The organism is Streptomyces sp. IBSBF 2435 (genome assembly GCF_036815005.1).
In the GTDB taxonomy this organism is placed as follows: Bacteria; Actinomycetota; Actinomycetes; order Streptomycetales; family Streptomycetaceae; genus Actinacidiphila.
The window spans coordinates 16366-32172 of the sequence record NZ_JAJSYW010000061.1 but is presented as its reverse complement, the minus strand read 5'-3'; the positions used below and the strand labels follow the sequence as shown (position 1 = coordinate 32172).

The window sequence follows — 15807 nt, the reverse complement described above, 5'->3', positions numbered from 1 at the left end:
CCCCCCCCCCCCCCCCCCCCCCCCCCCCCCCCCCCCCCCCCCCCCCCCCCCCCGCTCGTGGTCAGCGTCTTGACGGAGCGTCAGACCTCCACGACCACCGGGAGGATCATCGGACGCCGGCGGTAGGTGTCGGACACCCATTTGCCGACGGACCGTCGGATGAGCTGCTGGATCTGGCGGGTCTCCATCACACCGTCGGAGGCGGACCGCGAGAGGCCTTCCTCGATCTTCGGGATGACGGCGGCGAAGGCCTCGTCCTCGATACCGGAGCCCCGCGCGTGGATGTTCGGGCCGCCGACGATTTTGCCCGTACTGCTGTCCACGACGACGAAGACCGAGACGATGCCTTCCTCGCCGAGAATGCGCCGGTCCTTCAGTGAGGACTCGGTGATGTCGCCGACCGACAGGCCGTCGACGTACACATAGCCCGCCTGCACCTTGCCGGCGATTTTGGCCACGCCGTTGACGAGGTCGACGGCGACGCCGTCCTCGGCGATGACCGTGCGCGCCTTGGGGATGCCGGTGAGCTGGCCCAGCTCGGCGTTGGCGCGCAGGTGGCGCCATTCACCGTGGATCGGCATCAGATTGCGCGGCTTGCAGATGTTGTAGAAGTACAACAGCTCGCCGGCCGAGGCGTGGCCCGAGACGTGCACCTTGGCGTTGCCCTTGTGGACGACGTTGGCGCCCCACCGGGTGAGGCCGTTGATCACGCGGTAGACCGCGTTCTCGTTGCCCGGGATGAGGGAGGACGCGAGGATGACGGTGTCGCCCTCGACGATGCGGATCTGGTGGTCGCGGTTGGCCATCCGGGACAGCGCGGCCATCGGCTCGCCCTGGGAGCCGGTGCAGACCAGCACGACCTTCTCGTCCGGCAGGTCGTCCAGCACCTTGACGTCCACGACCAGCCCGCCGGGGACCTTGAGGTAGCCGAGGTCGCGGGCGATACCCATGTTCCTGACCATCGAGCGGCCGACGAAGGCGACCTTGCGGCCGCGCTCGTGTGCGGCGTCGAGCACCTGCTGGATGCGGTGCACATGGCTGGCGAAGCTGGCCACGATGATGCGCTTGTCGGCCCTGGCGAAGGTCTGCCGCAGCACCTGGGAGATGTCGCGCTCCGGCGGTACGAAGCCGGGGACCTCGGCGTTGGTGGAGTCGGCGAGCAGCAGGTCGATGCCCTCCTCGCCGAGCCGCGCGAAGGTCGGCAGGTCGGTGAGCCGGCCGTCCAGCGGGAGCTGGTCCATCTTGAAGTCGCCGGTGACGACGACCATGCCGGCCGGGGTGCGGATGGCGACCGCGAGGGCGTCCGGGATGGAGTGGTTGACGGCGATGAACTCGCAGTCGAAGGGGCCGATGCGTTCGCGGTCGCCCTCCTTGACCTCCAGCGCGTACGGCCGGATGCGGTGCTCCTGGAGCTTGGCCTCGATCAGGGCGAGGGTGAGCTTGGAGCCGATCAGCGGAATGTCGTCCTTTTCCCTGAGCAGGAAGGGGACGGCGCCGATGTGGTCCTCGTGGCCGTGGGTGAGGATGACGCCGACGACATCGTCGAGGCGGTCCCGGATGGAGCTGAAGTCGGGCAGGATCAGGTCGACGCCCGGCTGCTCCTCCTCCGGGAAGAGGACGCCGCAGTCGACGATCAGCAGCTTTCCGCCGAATTCGAAGACCGTCATGTTGCGGCCGATCTCACCGAGGCCGCCGAGCGGTGTGATGCGCAGGCCGCCTTCGACGAGAGTCCGCGGGGGGCCGAGTTCGGGGTGCGGATGGCTCAAAAGTGTCTCCCTAACACGCACGCCGGAGAGGCCTTCCTGGGCCGTGGCGTGCGGAACTGTGTGACTTTTCCGGTGGAGCACCGTCATTCGGGCGGTGCGTCCGCGTACAGGTGGTGCGTATTCAGTTGTGAAGTCCGTTGTCAGAGGTGTACCCCGCCGTCGGCGAGATCCTTCCTGAGGCGTTCGGTGGCCTCCGGGTCAAGCTCGACGAGCGGGAGCCGGAGCGGGCCTGCGGGCAGTCCGCGCAGCGCGAGGGCGGTCTTGGTGGTGATGACGCCCTGGGCGCGGAACATGCCGGTGTAGACCGGGAGCAGCCGCTGGTGGATTTCGGCCGCCTTGGCGACGTCGCCGCCGGTGTACGCGTCCAGCAGGGCGCGCAGCTCGGGGGTGACCAGGTGGCCGACGACCGAGACGAAGCCGCTGGCGCCGATGGCCAGCAGCGGGAGGTTGAGCATGTCGTCACCGGAGTACCAGGCCAGGCCGCTGCGGGCGAGTGCCCAGCCGGCGGCGCCGAGGTCGCCCTTGGCATCCTTGTTGGCGACGATCCTGGGGTGTTCCGCCAGGCGGACGATGGTCTCGGTGTCCAGCGGGACTCCGCTGCGGCCCGGGATGTCGTAGAGCATGACGGGCAGCTCTGTGGCGTCGGCGATGGCGGTGAAGTGCCGGTACAGGCCCTCCTGCGGGGGCTTGCTGTAGTACGGCGTGACCGTGAGCAGGCCGTGGGCTCCGGCGCGCTCCGCCTGGCGTGCGAGTTCCGTGCTGTGCCGGGTGTCGTTGGTGCCGACACCGGCGATGACGAAGGCGCGGTCGCCGACGGCCTCGACCACGGCCCGTACGAGCTGGTCTTTCTCCGTGTCGCTCGTGGTGGGCGACTCCCCGGTGGTGCCGTTCACGACGAGTCCGTCGTTGCCCTCGTCCACGAGGTGGGCGGCGAGCTGCTGGGCGCCGGCGAGGTCGAGTGCGCCGTCCGTGGTGAACGGCGTGACCATTGCGGTCAGTACCCGCCCGAAGGGGGCCTTGGGGGTGGAGGTCGGAGCCATGGGTCCCACGCTACTCGGTGTGTACGGGGGCACGCAGCCGTGGGACCTGCGCAAAGGACTCCGGCGGTGCCTGCTCGGGGGTTCAGGCACCGCCGGAGTCCGTTTCTGCAGCCTAGATGAACCTCACGAATGCCTGCAATCCGAATACTTCGGACATTTGCCCGTGAGGGGTGGACCAGCGGCCTCCGCTACGGGGCGACACGCCCGTTCCCGTTGAACGCCGCATGGGTGAGCGGCATCAATTCCGCCCAGGCCGCTTCCATCCGCTCGCCGACCATCTCGATCTCCCGCTGCGGGAAGGACGGCACCGCGGCCAGCTCGTGCTGGGTGCGCAGGCCGAGGAAGTGCATCAGCGAGCGGGCGTTGCAGGTCGCGTACATCGAGGAGAACAGACCGACCGGAAGGGTGGCCCTGGCCACCTCGCGGGCCACACCGCCGGCGAGCATCGCCTGATACGCGGCGTACGACTGCGTGTAGGACTCCTCCATCGCCGCGACGGTCTGCTTGTGCTGTTCGGGGGTCCCGTGCACGAACTCGTACTTCCCGGGACGGCCCTGCTGCACCAGCTTGCGGTCCTGCCCCGGCACGTAGAACACCGGCTGCAGCTCGCGGTAGCGGCCGGACTCCTCGTTGTAGGACCAGCCGACGCGGTGGCGCATGAACTCGCGGAAGACGAAGATCGGGGCGCTGATGAAGAAGGTCATCGAGTTGTGCTCGAAGGGGCTGCCGTGGCGGTCCCGCATCAGGTAGTTGATCAGGCCCCTGGAGCGCTCCGGGTCCTTGGTCAGCTCCTCCAGCGACTGCTCGCCCGCGGTGGAGACCCGGGCCGCCCACAGGACGTCGGAGTCCGACGCGCTGTGCTTGACCAGGTCGACGGTCACGTCGTCCCGGAACTCGACAGCGGCCGGCGGGCTTGCGGGGGTCCCGGGGGGGAGGTCGGTCGGCACCGGAGTGTCCTTCCTGATGGGCGGCATTGCGACGACCACCCTAGGCGCTGGCTGCGGCAGCGCGCCGCAGCCGATCGGCCGACCCGAAGTAGCCGAGGTGCCGTCGGGGCGGCTAGCCTCACCGGACCGGAGCGCGGTGCGCTCCGCCCTTCCCCCGCCGGAACCGGAAGAGGATTCTCCGCGTGTCCCTGCCCTACCGCTCCGCGATCGCGACGACCGACGACCCCGCCGCCGACCGGCCGCTCCCCCATCTGGACGAGGACCGCTGGATGCGGCCCTACCGCCCGGGGCCGTGGCGGGTCGCCACCGCCGCGCTGGCGCTGATGCTGGCGTCGTATCTGCTGTTCGCCGCACTGATCATGGCCGCCGCTGGCGACCCGCAGGGCGCTGCGGTGTGCCTGCTGGTCGCGGCGCTGGTGATAGGGGCCACGCTGCGGCTGCTGCGGGTCGGCGTGTGGGTGAGTGGCAAGGGGCTGCGGCAGACGGGCTTCTTCGGCACGGTGACCGTGCCGTGGCGCAAGGTCGCCTCGGTGCGCACCGCGCAGCAGCCGGTGCGGGTGCTGGGGCTGCCGCGCAGCGTCCAGGGGCAGGCACTGATCATCACCCGGAAGGGCGGCGAGCCGCTGCGCACGCAGCTCACCGACCACAACGCGGACTTCCTCGGCCGCGTCGAGGCGTTTGACATGGCCGCCGACGCCATCGAGGGCTGGGCCGCGGAACTGCGCTGACCGCCCCCGGCGGCTACTGCTGCGGCCTGCCGTCGTGCAGGGCGATGGCGCGCTGCATGGCCTTGCGCGCCCTCGGTGTGTCGCGGGCGTCGAAGTAGGCGACGGCCAGCCGGAACCAGTTGCGCCAGTCGTCGGGCGCCGCCTCCGTCTCGGCCTGCCGCTTGGCGAAGACCGCGTCCGCCGAGTCCCGGTCGATCCGGCCGCTGGGGGTGCGGACCAGCTCGTCGACCGGCAGCCCGCCCTCGGCCTCCAGCTCCCGGCCGAGCCGTCCCGCGTGCCGGGCGAACTGCGTGGTGTGCCAGAGGAACCAGGCGCCGATCAGCGGCAGCACCAGCACCGCGATGCCGAAGGCGACGGTGACCGGGCGGCCGTCGGCGATCAGCAGCACTCCGCGGTCGCCGACCAGGACGAAGTAGAACAGCAGCGCCAGCGCGGAGGCGGCGTAGCTCATTTTGGAGCGCATGCGGTCAGTCCTCAGGGTGGCCGGGTTCTGTCCCGTCGAGGAAGTGTTCCAGGCCGTAGGTGAGGCCGGGGACACCGGGGACGGTGCGGGCGGCGAGCAGGATGCCGGGCATGAAGCTGCTGTGGTGCAGCGAGTCGTGCCGGATGGTCAGCGTCTCGCCGGTGCCGCCGAACAGCACCTCCTGGTGGGCGAGCAGACCGCGCAGCCGTACCGAGTGCACGGGCACGCCCTCGACGTCCGCACCGCGGGCGCCGTCCAGGCCGTGGGTGGTCGGGTCGTGCTGCGGCGCGAGGCCGGCCTCGGTCCTGGCGGCGGCGATCAGCTGGGCGGTGCGGGTGGCGGTGCCGCTGGGGGCGTCCGCCTTGTTGTTGTGGTGCAGCTCGATGACCTCGGCCGATTCGAACCAGCGGGCCGCCTGCCGGGCGAACCGCATGGTCAGGACGGCGCCGATGGAGAAATTCGGGGCGACGAGCACACCGGTGCCGGGTGTATCGGCCAGCCAGCCGCGCAGCAGGGTGAGGCGTTCCTCGGTCCACCCGGTGGTGCCGACCACGGCGTGGATGCCGTGCCCGACGCAGAATTCCAGATTGGCCATGACCGCGTCGGGGTGGGTCAGTTCCACGGCGACCTGGGCGCCGGCCGCGGTCAGCGTGTCCAGCGGGTCGTCGCGGTCGATCGCGGCGACCAGGTCGAGGTCGTCCGCGGCCTCGACGGCGCCGGCCGCCGCCGAGCCGATCCGGCCCTGGGCGCCGATGACGGCCACACGGAGCTTGCTCATCGTTTCGGGGTCCTTTGCGTCGTGCTCGGGGTGCGCAGGTGCGTACGGGGTCGGTCCGGCGCGGCCGTGGCTAGGAGACGGCTTCGTGCAGGCGGGCGGTCTGCTTCTGCTTGAGCGGGCCGATGACGGCCAGTGAGGGGCGCAGCCCGAGGACGTCACGGGCGACCGACCGTACCTCGTCGGGGGTCACGGCGGCGATCTTTGCCAGCAGGTCGTCGACCGAGAGCTGGTCGCCCCAGCACAGCTCGCTCTTGCCGATCCGGTTCATCAGCGCGCCGGTGTCCTCCAGGCCCAGGACGGTCGACCCGGACAGCTGGCCGATGGCGCGGCGCAGCTCCTCGTCGGTCAGGCCCTGCTCGGCGACCGCGTTCAGCTCGTCCCGGCAGATCTTGAGCACGTCCGGCACCCGGGCGGGCTGGCAGCCGGCGTAGACCCCGAAGAGGCCGCAGTCGGCGAAGGAGGAGGTGTAGGAGTAGACCGAGTAGGCCAGGCCGCGCTTCTCGCGGACCTCCTGGAACAGCCGGGAGCTCATGCCGCCGCCGAGCGCGGTGTTGAGCACGCCCAGTGCCCAGCGCCGCTCGTCGGTGCGGGACAGGCCCGGCATGCCGAGGACGACATGGGCCTGCTCGGTGCGCCGGTCGAGCACCTCGACCCGGCCCGCGGCGCTCAGCGTCCGGGCGCCGTCGCGGGGCTGCCGGGGCCGGGCGTCGGGGTCGCGCAGCGCGCCGGCCCTGTCGAAGGCCCGGCGGACCTGGCGTACGACGCTCGCGTGGTCGATGTTGCCCGCGGCGGCGACCACCAGGCGGGTGGGGTCGTAGTGCTTGCGGTAGAAGCGGGCGACCTGGTCGCGGGTGAGGGCGTTGACGGTCTCGACGGTGCCCAGGACCGGGCGGCCGAGCGGGGTGTCGCCGAGCATGGCGGTACTGAACAGGTCGTGCACCTGGTCGCCCGGGTCGTCCTCGGTCATCGCGATCTCTTCCAGGACGACGCCGCGCTCGGCGTCGATGTCCTCCTGGCGGATCAGCGACCCGGTGAGCATGTCGCAGACCACGTCGATGGCCAGCGGCAGGTCGGTGTCGAGCACCCGGGCGTAGTAGCAGGTGTACTCCTTGGCGGTGAACGCGTTCATCTCGCCGCCGACCGCGTCGATCGAGGCGGAGATGTCGAGCGCGCTGCGCCGCTGCGTGCCCTTGAAGAGCAGGTGCTCCAAATAGTGGGTGGCGCCGTTGAGCACCGGGGTCTCGTCGCGGGAGCCGACGGCCGCCCAGATGCCGAAGGTGGCCGAGCGCACGGTCGGCAGGGTCTCGGTGACGACCCGCAGGCCGCCGGGCAGCACGCTGCGCCGAACGGTGCCGATGCCGTCGGTTCCGGGCAGCAGGGTCCGCGTGCGGACGGCCCGCCCCTTGGTGGAAGGGCGGGCCGTCGCGGCGGTGGAGCGAGTCGTCACTTGGCCGACTCGTCCTTCGCGTCCTCGGCGTCGCCGCCGTCCTCGCCCTCGATGACGGGGACGAGCGACAGCTTGCCGCGCTGGTCGATCTCGGCGATCTCGACCTGCACCTTGGCGCCGACGCCGAGCACGTCCTCGACGTTCTCGACGCGCTTTCCGCCGGCGAGCTTGCGGATCTGCGAGATGTGCAGCAGACCGTCCTTGCCGGGCATCAGCGACACGAACGCGCCGAAGGTGGTGGTCTTCACGACCGTGCCCAGGTAGCGCTCGCCGACCTCGGGCATGGTCGGGTTGGCGATCTGGTTGATCACCGCGCGCGCCGCCTCGGCCTGCGAGCCCTCGGTGGCGCCGATCAGGACCGTGCCGTCGTCCTCGATGGAGATGTCGGCGCCGGTGTCCTCCTGGATCTGGTTGATCATCTTGCCCTTGGGGCCGATGACCTCGCCGATCTTGTCCACCGGGATCTTGATGCTGATGATCCGCGGCGCGTTCGGCGACATCTCGTCCGGGGAGTCGATGGCCTCCATCATCACGTCGAGGATGTGCAGCCGGGCGTCGCGGGCCTGCTTGAGGGCCGCGGCGAGCACGGACGCGGGAATGCCGTCCAGCTTGGTGTCCAGCTGCAGCGCGGTCACGAACTTCTTCGTGCCGGCGACCTTGAAGTCCATGTCGCCGAACGCGTCCTCGGCGCCGAGGATGTCGGTCAGCGCGACATAGTGCGTCTCGCCCTCGATCTCCTGCGAGATCAGACCCATGGCGATACCGGCGACCGGGGCCTTGAGCGGCACACCGGCGTTCAGCAGCGACATGGTCGAGGCGCAGACCGAGCCCATCGAGGTGGAGCCGTTGGAGCCCAGCGCCTCGGAGACCTGGCGGATCGCGTAGGGGAATTCCTCGCGGGTCGGCAGGACCGGGATCAGGGCGCGCTCGGCGAGGGCGCCGTGGCCGATCTCGCGGCGCTTGGGCGAGCCCACCCGGCCGGTCTCGCCGACCGAATACGGCGGGAAGTTGTAGTTGTGCATGTAGCGCTTGCGGGTCTCCGGCGCCAGGGTGTCGAGCTGCTGCTCCATCCGGAGCATGTTGAGCGTGGTGACACCGAGGATCTGCGTCTCGCCGCGCTCGAAGAGGGCCGAGCCGTGCACCCGCGGGATCGCCTCGACCTCGGCGGCCAGCGTACGGATGTCGGTGACGCCGCGGCCGTCGATGCGCACCTTGTCGCGGATGACGCGCTGCCGGACCAGCTTCTTGGTCAGCGAGCGGTAGGCCGCGGAGATCTCCTTCTCACGGCCCTCGAACTGCGGCAGCAGCTGCTCGGCGGCCAGGCCCTTGACCCGGTCCAGCTCGGCCTCGCGGGCCTGCTTGCCCGCGATGGTCAGCGCCTTGGCCAGCTCGCCGGTGACGGCGGACTCCAGGGCCGCGAAGACGTCCTCCTGGTAGTCCAGGAAGATCGGGAACTCGCCGGTGGGCTTGGCAGCCTTGACGGCCAGCTCGGACTGCGCCTTGCACAGCACCTTGATGAACGGCTTGGCGGCGTCGAGGCCCGCGGCGACGACCTCCTCGGTCGGCGCCTCGGCGCCGCCCTCGACCAGCTGGATGGTCTTCGCGGTGGCCTCGGCCTCGACCATCATGATCGCGACGTCGCCGTCCTCCAGGGCGCGGCCCGCGACGACCATGTCGAAGACGGCCTCTTCGAGCTCGGTGTGCGTCGGGAAGGCCACCCACTGGCCGCGGATCAGCGCGACGCGGACGCCGCCGATCGGGCCGGAGAAGGGCAGGCCGGCCAGCTGCGTGGAGCAGGAGGCGGCGTTGATGGCGACCACGTCGTAGAGGTGGTCGGGGTTGAGCGCCATGATCGTGCAGACGACCTGGATCTCGTTGCGCAGGCCCTTGACGAAGGACGGGCGCAGCGGGCGGTCGATCAGCCGGCAGGTGAGGATGGCGTCCTCGGAGGGGCGGCCCTCGCGGCGGAAGAAGGAGCCGGGGATCCGGCCGGCCGCGTACATGCGCTCCTCGACGTCCACCGTGAGGGGGAAGAAGTCGAAGTGCTCCTTGGGCTGCTTGGAGGCGCTGGTGGCCGACAGCACCATGGTGTCGTCGTCCAGGTAGGCCACGGCGGAGCCGGCGGCCTGGCGGGCCAGCCGGCCCGTCTCGAAGCGGATGGTGCGGGTGCCGAAAGTGCCGTTGTCGATCACGGCTTCGGCGTAGTGGGTCTCGTTCTCCACTATGGGGATTCTCCTCGTCCTTGCCCGCGGGGCGTGTCCCCGTGGGCCATCGGTGGAGGGGCGTCCTGCCGGGGGCCGGTCTTCGATCGAAGCCTCCGGGGGTGGAACCACCCGGGGGCCACTACCGAGGACCGGCGTCTGCGGCGAATAGGAGGACGCTCCTCCTCATACGTTGTCAACAGCACCATTGCACCAGACGACGCATGTGTCGCGCACGTCATGTGCGCGCTCGGCAACCGGGTGCTCACACGTCGCTGCCGGTGGCGATCCGGTGCATACGGCAAAGGGAGCGGCCCCGTCGTGCGGGCACCGCTCCCCTCCACGCGTCCTAGCGAACGCCCGCCGCGCCGGCACGGATGCCGAGGCGCTCGCGGAGCTCACGGAAGCGCGTGATGTCCTTCTTGGCCAGGTACTGCAGCAGACGGCGGCGCTGGCCGACCAGGATCAGCAGACCGCGACGCGAGTGGTGGTCGTGCTTGTGGGTCTTGAGGTGCTCGGTCAGGTCCGAGATCCGGCGCGACAGGAGCGCGACCTGGACCTCGGGGGAGCCGGTGTCGCCCTCCTTGGTGCCGAACTCGGCGATGATCTGCTTCTTCGTCTCGACGTCGAGCGACATACGGACTCCTCATGGGGTCATCGGCCGGCAAGCGTCCCCGGTCTGCATCGCGGGGAAATCTCAGGTGACTCGCACGGCGTACGGTCACCGGGCGTGAACACACAGGTGACCGTCACCCAGAGTACCAGCCGGCGGCCGGGCCGATTACCGGCGGGTCGGCCGCCCGGTCCGCCCGGACGCGGTGCCGCGGCCGGGTGCTCGCGCGCGGGTCAGTCGCTGCTCAGGCCGCGCACCGAACCGTAGACCTTGAGCACGGCCAGGCACAGCGGGACCAGCGACAGCAGGACGGCGCCCTCGGCGAGGTCCAGGCTGCGGCCCCAGAACGGCGACACGCCCTTGCGGGGCACGATCAGGCCGATCGCGACCAGCAGGACCGCGCCGGCCGCGATCGCCGCGGACAGCCACAGCGTGTGCAGGTCGAGCGGCCCGTGGTCGCCCCTGGCCAGGTCCGTCAGCAGCGCGGTGTCGGGGTTCAGGGCGAGCCCGAGGATCAGCAGGGCCACCGCGAGGATGCCGGCCACCACCAGGCTGGCGACCTGGCTGGTGTAGCGGAAGAGCCGGGCGCGCAGCAGCGCCGCCACCCCGGCGGTCAGGGCCAGCACCTGGGCGGCCGCGGAGTCGGAGAAGCTCATGGCGGCGGCGGCGCCCACGACGGTGGCCGAGCAGCCGCCGACCAGGCCGAGCAGCAGTTCGTGGCCGCGGCGGGCCTGTGCGGCGACCGCCTCGTAGTCGATGGCCTGCTCGGGCTCGCGCCGGTCGCCGTAGCGCTCCATGACCTCGGCGGACGGCTCGGGCGAGCCGAATCCGATCGGCAGCCGGGCGAAGCGCGCCGACCAGCCGGGCAGGAAGCCGACCAGCGCCACGGCGGCGACGGCGGCGACCGAGGCGACGGCGCGCGGCGGGCTGTCGGTGGCGATGGCGCCGTAGGTGGCCAGGGTGCCCGCGGCGGCCAGGAAGGCGGACGCCACGAAAGGCGCGTCCCCGGTGGGCAGGACGGCGACCAGGATCGCCGAGGCCAGCAGGACGGTCGCGCAGCCGACCATGAACTGCAGCCGGCCCGGGCCGTGTCCCTGGTCGGGGTCGACGATGCCGGAACCGGCTATCAGCAGGTGCGGCAGCGCGGCCAGGCCCAGGGCGACCGCGGCGGCGCGGTCGCGGTATATCCGGGCGCGTACGGCCGCGAAGGCGACCAGGAGGGTGCCGAGCACTCCGGCGAGGACGCCGGGCATCGAGTGCATGTCGTGCCTGACCGGCTCCGCCCACCACAGCACGAAGCCCATCATCACCAGCAGCACCGCGCCGCCGGTCAGGCCGACGATCCGCATCAGGTCGTCGTCCCAGCGGCGCCGGTCGCGCACGACGGCGGTGGCGATGGCGTCGGCCACGTCGTCGTGGACGGCGGGCGGCAGGGATTCGGCGAAGGACCGCAGCGCGATGAGTTCGCCGTCCAGGACGCGCTGCGCGGACAGCGACAGGGCGGGGTCGAGGACACTGCCGTCCCGGCGGACGAGGTGGAAGCCGGTCGGCTCCTCCTCGCTCTGGACCTGGCCCGACAGGCGCAGGATGTCCGGACGCAGATCGGCGACCGGCAGGTCGTCAGGCAGCGCCACGTCGATCCTGCTGTCCGGTGCTACGACCGTGACGCGGCAGAATCCGGTCGCTGAGATCGTGCTCACCGCGCTGTGCCCCCTCGGCTGCGGAATTCCGCGGTCAGCCAACTCCCGCCTGGCCGGTGGACGGTGGCTGTAAGTAGTATCTGCAACAAATTACCAGTCACAACGGGTCGATGATCCCGGGGGGCGAGCACATCAGTGGGTTCGGTCATCGTCAAGCGTCCGGCGCGGGCATTCCCGCCGGAGGTGCCGTCGGAAGAGCTTGATCTGGCGTCACCGCCCGAACTGCAACGCGGCCAGGACCAGGGCGTGATGATGATGCTGCTGCCCATGCTCGCCATGGGCGGCTCAGCGGCTTATTTCTTCATGCCCGGATCTCAGCCGATCATGAAGGTGATGGGTGGGCTGATGCTCACCTCGATGGTGGCGATGGCGATAGCGCAGGTGGTGCGTACCCGACAGGGCGCCAGCGGGCATATGGCCGACAGCCGCCGCGATTACCTCAAGTACCTCGCGCAGCAGCGCCGCAAGGCCCGCAAGGTGGCCGACCAGCAGCGCAGCAGCCAGCTCTACACCCATCCCGCGCCCGACCAGCTGTGGGCGCTGGCCGCCGAGGGCAGGCGGGTCTGGGAACGCCGCCCGGGCGACGACGACTTCGGCCAGGTGCGGGTCGGTCTCGCCCCGCAGCAATTGGCCACCCCGCTGGTGGCGCCCGACACCGCCCCCGTGGACCAGCTCGAACCGCTCACCGCGCACGCCATGCAGCGCTTCATCGCCGCCTACGGCACGGTCGAGGCGCTGCCGCTCGCGGTGTCGCTGCGGGCCTTCTCGCATGTCGCGCTGACCGGCGAGCCCGAGGCGGTCTACGGGCAGGCGCGGGCGATGATCGCGCAGCTGTCGACGCTGCACTCGCCGGCGGACCTGGTGCTGTGCGTGGCCGCCTCGCCGTCCGCGCTGCGCGAGTGGGAGTGGATCAAGTGGCTGCCGCACACGCAGTCCCCGGCCGAGCTGGACGGGGCGGGCACCCGGCGGCTGGTGGTGGGCGACGTGGGCGAGCTGGAGGAGCTGCTGCACGACCGGCTGGAGGACCGGCCGCGCTTCCAGCGCGACACGACACCGCTGCTCGACCAGCCGCACCTGGTGGTCTTCGTGGACGGCGGTACGGTCCCCGCGACGTCGGTGCTGGCCACCGGTGAGGGCCTGCTGGGCGTGACCGTGGTGGAGATGGCGCCCGGGGAGACCGGTGAGCCGCGCGGCGACCTGTGGCTGCGCTGCTCGGCCGACGAGATGCTGCTGCGGTCGGCGGCCGGGGGTGCCTACGGCGGCACTCCGGACCGGCTGAGCGCGATCGAGGCCGAGTCGCTGGCCCGGCAGCTGGCGCCGCTGCGGCCCGCCGACGGCGGCGAGGACGAACCGCTGCTGTCCAACCTGGACTTCACCGACCTGATGGGCATCGGCGAAGCCTCGTCCTTCGACGTGGCCCGCGGCTGGACGCCGCGCACCCAGCACGAGCGGCTGCGGGTGCCGATCGGGGTGGGCGAGGACGGCGAGCCGGTCTTCCTCGACCTCAAGGAGGCCGCGCAGGAGGGCATGGGGCCGCACGGGCTGTGCGTGGGCGCCACCGGTTCCGGCAAGTCGGAACTGCTGCGCACGCTGGTGCTCGGACTCGCCGTCACCCATTCCTCGGAATCGCTGAATTTCGTGCTCGCCGACTTCAAGGGCGGTGCGACCTTCGCCGGCATGAGCGAGATGCCCCACGTCTCGGCGGTCATCACCAACCTCGCGGACGACCTGACACTGGTCGACCGGATGCGCGACTCGATAACCGGTGAGCTGCAGCGCCGCCAGGAACTGCTGAAGTCCACCGGCAACTACGCCAACATCCACGACTACGAGCGGGCCAGGACCGCGGGCGCCGCCCTCGAACCGCTGGCGTCACTCGTGCTGGTCATCGACGAGTTCAGCGAACTGCTCACCGCGAAGCCGGAATTCATCGACATGTTCATCCAGATCGGCCGGATCGGCCGGTCGCTCGGTGTGCATCTGCTGCTGGCCTCGCAGCGCCTTGAGGAGGGCAGGCTGCGCGGCCTGGACACGTATCTGTCGTACCGCATCGGTCTGCGGACCTTCTCCGCCTCCGAGTCGCGCGCCGCGCTCGGCGTACCGGACGCCTACCACCTGCCGTCCGTGCCGGGTTCGGGTTATCTGAAGTTCGGCACCGACACGATGGTGCGGTTCAAGGCCGCGTACGTGTCGGGGGCGCACCGCAGGGGCAGGGCGGCGGAGGCCGACGGGGGCGCGCAGAGCGGCCGCCGGGCCGCTCCCTTCACCGCGGCGCCCGTGCCGATGAGCGCGCCGGCGGCGCGGCCGGTGGCGGCGCAGCGGGACGACGCCGTGGCCGACACCGTCCTCGATGTCCTGGTCCGCCGCCTTGAGGGCCGCGGTCCCGAGGCGCACCAGGTGTGGCTGCCGCCGCTGGACGAAGCGCCCAGCCTGGACCGGCTGATGCCGCTGGCGGTGTCCGCGGACCGCGGTCTGCAGGTGACCAGCGGGGTACCGCTGGGCGCGCTGCAGGCGCCGCTCGGCATCGTGGACAAGCCGTTCGAGCAGCGCCGCGACCCGCTGACGCTGGACTTCAGCGGCGCGGCGGGCCACGGCCTGATCGTCGGCGGCCCGCGCAGCGGCAAGTCGACGCTGCTGCGCACCCTGGTGACGTCGTTCGCGCTGACCCACACGCCGGACGAGGTGCAGTTCTACTGCCTGGACTTCGGCGGCGGCGCGCTGCGGGCGGTGGACGGCCTGGCCCATGTGGGCGGTGTCGCCGGGCGGCTGGAACCGGACCGGGTACGCCGTGCGATCGCCGAGGTCGCCGGAGTGCTGGCCCGCCGCGAGGAGGTCTTCCGCAGCCGCGGCATCGACACGGTGGCCTCGTACCGCAGGCTGCGGGCGACCGGTGAACTGCCCGACGAGCGCTGGGGCGACGTCTTCCTGCTGATCGACGGGTGGGGCGCGTTCAAGCAGGACAACGAGCGGCTGGAGCCGGTCGTCGCCGACATCGCCGCCCGCGGTCTGGGCTTCGGTGTGCACGTGGTGCTCACGGCGTCGCGTTACATGGAGGTCAGGGCCGCGCTCAAGGACCAGTTGCTGAACCGGCTCGAACTGCGGCTCGGCGACGTCATGGACTCCGAGATCAACCGCAAGGTCGCCGCGAACGTGCCGGCCGGGGTGCCGGGCCGCGGCATCACGCCGGCGCACCTGCACTTCATGGCGGGTCTGCCGCGGATCGACGGCAGTTCGTCGTCGGCGGACCTCACCGAGGGCGGCGCCGCCCTGGTGGAGGCGGTCAACTCGGCGTGGCGCGGTACGCAGGCGCCCGCCATCCGGATGCTGCCGACGATGCTGACCGCCGAGCAGGTGCCCGACGGTGCGCGCCACCCGGAGCGCGGGGTCGCGATCGGCATCGACGAGACGGCGCTCGCGCCGGTGTTCGTGAACTTCGAGACCGATCCGGTGCTGATCGTCTTCGGCGACAGCGAGTCGGGCAAGACGGCCGCGCTGCGGCACATCGCCCGGCAGCTCAGCCGGCGCTATACGCCCCAGGAGGCCACGCTGGTCGTCGGCGACTACCGGCGCACCCTGCTGGGCTCGCTGCCCGAGAGCCATGTGCTGGAGTACATTGCGGCGTCCGCGGCCATGGAGACGCACATGACCGAGGTGCAGAAGCTGGTCGAGCGGCGCGCGCCGGGCCCGGACGTCACCCCGCGGCAACTGCGCGACCGCAGCTGGTGGAGCGGCCCGCAGCTGTTCGTGCTCATCGACGACTACGAACTGGTCGCGGCGGGCAGCAATCCGATGGCGCAGCTCGCCGACAGCCTGCCCTTCGCGCGTGACGTCGGGGTGCGCTTCATCATCGCCCGCAGCAGCGGCGGTGCGGGGCGCTCGATGTACGAGCCGTTCATGCAGCGGGCCAAGGAACTCGGCGCGCAGGGCCTGGTGCTGTCGGGCGACCCGAACGAAGGCGAGCTGATGGGCACGGTCAGGCCGCGGCAGATGCCGCCCGGGCGGGCGATCTTCGCGGCGCGGCGCGGCGGCAGCCGGCTGGTGCAGCTGGCCTGGACCCCCGAGGGGTGAGCGGGGCGGCGGGCGCACGCAAGTCCGCCGACCACGCCGCCTGCTAGGTTTTTTGC

Annotated in this window: 11 protein-coding genes; 2 read left to right on the top strand and 9 right to left on the bottom strand. The window is 71.3% G+C overall.

Features of this window, described 5'->3' with window-relative positions; translation table 11 throughout:
• Positions 1–80: 80 nt before the first annotated feature.
• The 3 genes from V7E46_RS14585 to thyX all read right to left on the bottom strand — a co-directional run bounded on the left by V7E46_RS14585 (position 81) and on the right by thyX (position 3780).
• A complete protein-coding gene (locus tag V7E46_RS14585) occupies positions 81–1766 on the bottom strand; it encodes a ribonuclease J (protein ID WP_329174071.1) in 1686 nt (561 codons plus the stop codon).
• A 140-nt stretch (positions 1767–1906) separates the two neighbouring features.
• Positions 1907–2806, bottom strand: a complete 900-nt coding sequence (gene dapA, locus V7E46_RS14580) for a 4-hydroxy-tetrahydrodipicolinate synthase (protein WP_333768815.1) — start codon at positions 2804–2806, stop codon at positions 1907–1909.
• A 188-nt stretch (positions 2807–2994) separates the two neighbouring features.
• Entirely contained in the window at positions 2995–3780 is a 786-nt protein-coding gene (thyX, locus tag V7E46_RS14575) for an FAD-dependent thymidylate synthase (RefSeq protein WP_443054159.1), read from the bottom strand.
• A 155-nt stretch (positions 3781–3935) separates the two neighbouring features.
• Here thyX and V7E46_RS14570 point away from each other — a divergent pair, with 155 nt between their 5' ends.
• Complete coding sequence (locus tag V7E46_RS14570) at positions 3936–4481, top strand: hypothetical protein (protein ID WP_333768813.1); 546 nt, start codon at positions 3936–3938, stop codon at positions 4479–4481.
• Between the two features lie 13 nt (positions 4482–4494).
• On the opposite strand, the gene V7E46_RS14565 is transcribed toward V7E46_RS14570, so the two are convergent.
• The 6 genes from V7E46_RS14565 to eccD all read right to left on the bottom strand — a co-directional run bounded on the left by V7E46_RS14565 (position 4495) and on the right by eccD (position 11683).
• Positions 4495–4944 carry a hypothetical protein gene (locus V7E46_RS14565; RefSeq protein WP_329174078.1) on the bottom strand — a complete coding sequence of 150 codons (450 nt, stop codon included), beginning with the start codon at positions 4942–4944 and terminating at the stop codon, positions 4495–4497.
• Between the two features lie 4 nt (positions 4945–4948).
• Positions 4949–5722 (bottom strand): 4-hydroxy-tetrahydrodipicolinate reductase, encoded by a 774-nt coding sequence (gene dapB, locus V7E46_RS14560; protein WP_333768812.1) that lies wholly within the window; start codon positions 5720–5722, stop codon positions 4949–4951.
• Between the two features lie 70 nt (positions 5723–5792).
• Positions 5793–7169: a M16 family metallopeptidase gene (locus V7E46_RS14555; RefSeq protein WP_333768811.1), complete on the bottom strand. Its 1377-nt coding sequence runs from the start codon at positions 7167–7169 to the stop codon at positions 5793–5795.
• Positions 7166–9391 carry a polyribonucleotide nucleotidyltransferase gene (locus V7E46_RS14550; protein ID WP_333768810.1) on the bottom strand — a complete coding sequence of 742 codons (2226 nt, stop codon included), beginning with the start codon at positions 9389–9391 and terminating at the stop codon, positions 7166–7168. Before V7E46_RS14550 ends, V7E46_RS14555 begins: the two co-directional genes overlap by 4 nt.
• 328 nt (positions 9392–9719) lie before the next feature.
• Entirely contained in the window at positions 9720–10007 is a 288-nt protein-coding gene (gene rpsO, locus V7E46_RS14545; RefSeq protein ID WP_033173003.1) for a 30S ribosomal protein S15, read from the bottom strand.
• Positions 10008–10216: 209 nt separating this feature from the next.
• A complete protein-coding gene (gene eccD / locus V7E46_RS14540) occupies positions 10217–11683 on the bottom strand; it encodes a type VII secretion integral membrane protein EccD (protein ID WP_333768809.1) in 1467 nt (488 codons plus the stop codon).
• A gap of 135 nt (positions 11684–11818) precedes the next feature.
• Here eccD and eccCa point away from each other — a divergent pair, with 135 nt between their 5' ends.
• Positions 11819–15751 carry a type VII secretion protein EccCa gene (gene eccCa / locus V7E46_RS14535; RefSeq protein ID WP_333768808.1) on the top strand — a complete coding sequence of 1311 codons (3933 nt, stop codon included), beginning with the start codon at positions 11819–11821 and terminating at the stop codon, positions 15749–15751.
• Positions 15752–15807: the final 56 nt, after the last annotated feature.